This window comes from Novosphingobium sp. (assembly GCF_019748365.1).
Lineage (GTDB): Bacteria > Pseudomonadota > Alphaproteobacteria > Sphingomonadales > Sphingomonadaceae > Novosphingobium.
The window spans coordinates 1-5197 of the sequence record NZ_JAIEPN010000137.1; the positions used below are offsets into that span (position 1 = coordinate 1).

Sequence of the window (5197 nt, forward strand, 5' to 3'; positions counted from 1 at the left end):
GCCTTCTTGCCCGCGTCGTCAGCCGCGACCTGCGCGGCATAGGGCGTCGACTTGCGGCTGCCCTTGAAGCCCATCATGCCGGCGGACGACCACGAAATGGCATTGCCCTGCGCGTCGGTGATGGTGATCATGGTGTTGTTGAAGCTGGCGTTGACGTGCGCGACACCACTGGTGATGTTCTTGCGCTCGCGCCGCTTGATACGCTGAGGTTCCCGGGCCATTGTACTGAAATCCTGTCGAGAAATGGTGCTGCGAAGTCGGGGCTAAAGAGCCGCCTTACTTCTTCTTGCCGGCGATCGCCTTGGCCTTGCCCTTGCGGGTGCGGGCGTTGGTGTGGGTGCGCTGGCCGCGAACGGGCAGACCCTTGCGGTGACGCAGGCCGCGGTAGCAGGCCAGGTCCATCAGGCGCTTGATGTTCATCGCGGTCTCGCGACGAAGATCGCCTTCCACGGTGTGTTCCGCGTCGATCGTCTCACGGATCTGGAGCACTTCGGCGTCCGACAGATCCTGCACGCGGCGGGTGTGATCGATGCCGAGCTTGTCGGCGATCAGCTTGGCCTTGTGCGCACCGATTCCGTGAATGTAGGTCAGCGCAATGATCACGCGCTTGTTGGTGGGGATATTGACCCCGGCAATACGAGCCACTTGTTTCTCCATGCTCCACAGGGTGAAGGCGGCAGCACTGAAAGCGCCGGGCCAGACCCCATCTCATCGCGATCCACCCGGTTGCACGGAAGCAGCTTCGCCAGAAGGAACCCAGGAAAATCGAGGATTCCCAACCGACGCAAAAACCCTTGCCGTATCGAGTGAATGGCGCGCTTAGGATGATTCGAATGGTGCGTCAACCGTTAAGACACGCAAAAGCGTGGCCCTCGCGCCTCTGGGGCACGGCCGCGCAATGATGATGCACGGATTATACCGTATCGGCCGGCCAAGGTCAAAGGTCAGGTCGTATCGGATCATTTCTGGCTGGCGCGTGCGCTTGTTGTTTGGCCCCGCCCTGCTAGCGTCGACGCCGGGGTGAAGCGGGGACATCGGCGGATGGCGGACGGGGTGAACGAGCGCGCGCTGATCCGCAAGATCGCCTGGCGCACTCTGCCGCTGATCCTGCTCAGCTATTTCGTGGCGGTGATGGACCGCGGCAACATCAGCTTTGCCGCTGCCACGATGAATGCCGATCTCGGCTTCAGCGAGACGATCTATGGCTTCGGCGCCTCGGCCTTCTTCATCGGCTATTCGCTGTTCGAGGTCCCCTCCAACATCCTCCTCGCGCGGTTTGGGCCGCGGGTCTGGCTCGCCCGGATCATGCTGACATGGGGGGGGATCTCGGTGCTCACCGCTTTTGTGCATACGCCTCTGCAGTTTTATGCTGCGCGCTTTGCGCTGGGCGTGGCCGAGGCCGGTTTTTATCCGGGCGTGATCTATTATCTTTCGAGCTGGTTTCCCGGCGAGCACAGGGCTTGGGCGGTGAGCCGATTCTACATCGCCCTCCCGCTCGCCACTATCGTGATGGGCCTCGTGGCTGCGCCGCTGCTTGCGCTTCATGGCTGGCTGGGGCTGCAAGGCTGGCAGTGGCTGCTGGTCATGGAGGGCCTGCCTTCGGTGCTGCTGGCACTGGTGCTGATCGCAGCCCTGCCGGATCGGCCAGAGGGCGCAAAGTGGCTGAGCAATGACGAGCGACAATGGCTTGACCGGACGCTGAGCCGCGAGGCCACAGTGGCACATGCTGCATCGCCCAGTCTGCTGCGCGCGCTTGCCAATCCCTTCGTCCTGCTGCTGGGGGCGACAAATGCGCTCAACTTCCTGGCCATCAACGCGATTGTCTTTTCGGCGCCCAAGCTTCTGGCCGTGAGCACCGGGCTGGCCCCGGCGGGCGTGGGCAGGATCATCGCGGCCGCCGGTGCTGCCATGATTGTTTCGATGCTGCTGGCGAGCAGGGTGACCGGGCAGAGCGTTTCCCGCACGATCGCGACCATTGCCGGCCTCATGGCCATCGCGGCTGCCGGGCTCGCGCTGGCTTGGGCGACCGGGACCGCTGCGGGCACGATCCTCGGCATCATCGTGTTCTTTGCAGCATCACAGACTGCCGGAATGCTACCCCTCGCCGTGCTGAGCCGCCTCATTCCGGCGACCGACCGCGCCGCCGGGCTGGCCATGGCCAACACGATTGCCCAGGCCGGAGCGTTCCTCGGCCCAATAACATGGGGTGTGCTGGCGGATGTCACCGGCAGCTATCAGCTTGGCATGGCGCTGCTTGTGCCGGTGATGCTTGCCGCATCCGGTGTGGCGCTGATCGTGCGGATGCGCAGCCTTCGGCCGCTTTGAGAGCGGCACGGTACCGGACGGCGCTGGATTGCGGCGCTCTGTTTGCCAGAACGACAGGAGGGTATGGGGAGACCGCATGCGCCCTCCCCATACCTTGATCACACCACGCCGAAGGCCAGCATCGCATCGGCCACTTTCTTGAAGCCGGCGATGTTGGCGCCCTTGACGTAATCCGTATAGCCGCCGCCCTGATCGCCATATTCGAGGCAGGACTGGTGGATGCCGAGCATGATGTCCTTGAGCATCTGCTGAAGCTCCTCCTCCTTCCACGACCGGCGTTCGGAGTTCTGGCTCATCTCGAGGCCCGAGACCGCGACGCCGCCGGCATTGCTCGCCTTGCCCGGCGCGTAGAGGATTTTCGCGGCCTTGAAGATGTGCACGCCGTCGAGGTCGGTCGGCATGTTCGCGCCCTCGGCCACCGCGCGGCAGCCGTTGGCGACGAGCATCTTCGCGTCCTCACCCAGCAGTTCGTTCTGCGTGGCGCAGGGCAGCGCGACATCGCAAGGAACGCCCCACGGGGTCTGGCCTGCCGTGAAGGTCGCCTTGGGGAAGGCCGCGACATAGTCCTCGATGCGGCCGCGGCGGACGTTCTTGAGCTCCTTCACCCACTCGATCTTGTCCTGATCGATGCCATCGGGATCGTGGATGAAGCCGCCGGAATCGGAGAGCGTGAGGACCTTGCCGCCCATCTGGACGATCTTTTCCGCGGCATGGGTGGCGACATTCCCGGAGCCGGAGATGACAGCCGTCTTGCCGGTGAGATCCTCGCCCTTGGTCGCCAGCATGTTGGCGAGGAAATAGACCGCGCCATAACCCGTCGCCTCGGTACGGATCAGCGAGCCGCCCCATTCGAGGCCCTTGCCGGTGAGCACGCCGGTGAACTGGTTGGTAATGCGCTTGTACTGGCCGAACATGTAGCCGATTTCACGCCCGCCCACGCCGATATCGCCCGCCGGCACGTCAACGTCGGCACCAATGTGGCGGTAGAGCTCGGTCATGAACGACTGGCAGAAGCGCATGATCTCGCGGACGCTCTTGCCCTTGGGGTTGAAGTTCGAGCCGCCCTTGCCGCCGCCCATGGGCAGGCCGGTCAGCGCGTTCTTGAAGGTCTGCTCGAAGGCGAGGAACTTGAGCACGCTTTCATTGACGCTGGGGTGGAAGCGGATGCCGCCCTTGTAGGGGCCGATCGCGTTGTTGTTCTGCACGCGCCAGCCGCGCTGGACGCGGATGTTGCCGGCATCGTCTTCCCAGCAGACGCGGAAGGAGACGACACGGTCCGGCTCGGCGATCCGGCGCAGGATCTGCTGCGCGTGATACTGCTCCTTGTCGGCCATGAAATCGAAGATGTCTTCGGCGACTTCCTGCACCGCCTGGACGAACTCCGGCTGGTACGGGTTGCGCTTCTTGACGCCTTCCATGAAGGTCGGCAGGTCAACGTGATCGGAAACGGCCACAGCATTCTCCCCCTTTGGCGAAGCCGCGCATGGGCTTCGGGATAATGTGCGACCCACGTGAGGATACCTCGCCCGCCCGGTCCGGCCCGGCGGGTCGCGATGTTCTTTTCGGCGGTTTACGGGGTTTTGTTACGGCCGGCAGTGCGCCAACGCACAGCTGGCGGCATCAAGGCGCAGGCGCAGCCCCGAGCGCCGCATCGAAGGCGGCATTGGCATCGCGGTGGGCCTCGGCTTCCGGATCGGGAGCCTTGGCGGCGGGCTTCACGGCTGGCTTGGCGGCCGATTTGGCAGGGGGCTTCGCGGCGTTTTTCAGCGGGGCTTTTGCCGCCGTGACCGTGGCGGGCTTGGCTGGCGGCAGATAGGCCGCCTTGACCGGTGCTTTCGCGCCCGGCGCCGGCGTGGCAGCGGCCTTGGCCGGGCTGGATGCCGGAGCGGGTGCCAGGTCAGGCTTGGCATCGGCCTTGGGCGCCGGTTTCGGTTCCGGTCCGGCTTCCGGCTTGGCCGTAGCCTTGGGCGCAGGCTTGGCGCCCTTGGGCGGCAGGCTGAAGGTTTCGGCACCTTTGAGCGGTGCGACTGGAGAGCCAGGCTCGGTCGTGGAGGCGGCATCACCTGCCGGTGCGGGCTTGGGCGAAAGGTCGGCAATCGGTCCGAGCTTGCCGGCAAGGCTGGCAAGTTGCGCGGTCAGCATGCGATCTACCGCCGGGGCGATTTCATCGACCTTGTAGCGCATGAAGCCGCCGACGACATATTCGAACAGGATGCGCGAGCCCTTCTCGGTGGGCTTGACGGTGATCGTCATCGTCGCGGCGAGCGCTTCGCTCTGCAGCGGGCCCAGCGCGCCGACGAGGCGCATGGCGCGCGGCGGCTCGATATAGATCACGCGCATGTGCTGCACGCCGCCGGGCTTCTGCGTGGCAGGCGCGCCCTCGGGCCGGGGCAGGACTTCGCAAAAGCAGCCGCCGACTTGCGGATCGAGGCTGAGGTTCGCGGCCTCGCCGGAAAACGTGTGCTGGCTCTGCCACCACTGCGCGGGGGCGAGGATGGTCTTCCACGCCTCGGCCGGCGGGGCGGTGACTTCGCTGGCGATGCGGACGACGAAGCCGGTCTCGGTGCGGGTCAACACCTCGGCATGGGCAGCAGGGGCGGCAAGGGCGAGCCCAGCCGCGATGAGGCCGACGCCCCATAGCCCACGCCCCGTGTGCCGCATGTTCAAAACCCCCGCCTTGGCACCCGGATAGGTGCCTCGACGTAAGTCATTATACGAGAATGGCCTCGATGGCACCTGTCACGGCGTCCATATCCGCCATTCCGTCAACGCGGGCAACAATGCCGCGCGCTTCGTAGATCGGGAGGATCGGCGCGGTCTTGGCGCGGTATTCGGCCATGCGCGTGCGCACGGTTTCCTCGTTGTCGTCCGG

At 65.1% G+C, this 5197-nt stretch carries 5 protein-coding genes and 1 pseudogene; 1 reads left to right on the top strand and 5 read right to left on the bottom strand.

The window, feature by feature from the left end:
* Both rpsK and rpsM read right to left on the bottom strand, forming a co-directional pair.
* Nucleotides 1-221 (bottom strand): 30S ribosomal protein S11 (gene rpsK / locus K5Q19_RS15440; protein ID WP_292946970.1); only part of this gene is annotated, 221 nt, incomplete at its 3' end.
* 55 nt (nucleotides 222-276) lie between these two features.
* On the bottom strand, nucleotides 277-645 hold the full coding sequence (gene rpsM / locus K5Q19_RS15445; RefSeq protein WP_054121125.1) for a 30S ribosomal protein S13: 369 nt from the start codon (nucleotides 643-645) through the stop codon (nucleotides 277-279).
* Nucleotides 646-1041: 396 nt separating this feature from the next.
* Here rpsM and K5Q19_RS15450 point away from each other — a divergent pair, with 396 nt between their 5' ends.
* A complete protein-coding gene (locus K5Q19_RS15450) occupies nucleotides 1042-2325 on the top strand; it encodes an MFS transporter (protein ID WP_292946976.1) in 1284 nt (427 codons plus the stop codon).
* 98 nt (nucleotides 2326-2423) lie between these two features.
* Here the strand turns inward: K5Q19_RS15450 and gdhA are convergent, their stop codons facing one another.
* The 3 genes and pseudogenes from gdhA to K5Q19_RS15465 form a co-directional block, all read right to left on the bottom strand.
* Nucleotides 2424-3779: an NADP-specific glutamate dehydrogenase gene (gdhA, locus tag K5Q19_RS15455; RefSeq protein WP_365759797.1), complete on the bottom strand. Its 1356-nt coding sequence runs from the start codon at nucleotides 3777-3779 to the stop codon at nucleotides 2424-2426.
* Between the two features lie 166 nt (nucleotides 3780-3945).
* Entirely contained in the window at nucleotides 3946-4986 is a 1041-nt protein-coding gene (locus K5Q19_RS15460; protein WP_292946979.1) for an SRPBCC domain-containing protein, read from the bottom strand.
* Nucleotides 4987-5035: 49 nt separating this feature from the next.
* Nucleotides 5036-5197 (bottom strand): annotated as a pseudogene (locus K5Q19_RS15465) (adenylate kinase); the annotation flags it as partial.

Bases quoted from the DNA above. Each gene is read 5' to 3' on its own strand.
- K5Q19_RS15450 (WP_292946976.1), top strand. From the start codon at position 1,042: ATGGCGGACGGGGTGAACGAGCGCGCGCTGATCCGCAAGATCGCCTGG.
- K5Q19_RS15460 (WP_292946979.1), bottom strand. From the start codon at position 4,986: ATGCGGCACACGGGGCGTGGGCTATGGGGCGTCGGCCTCATCGCGGCT.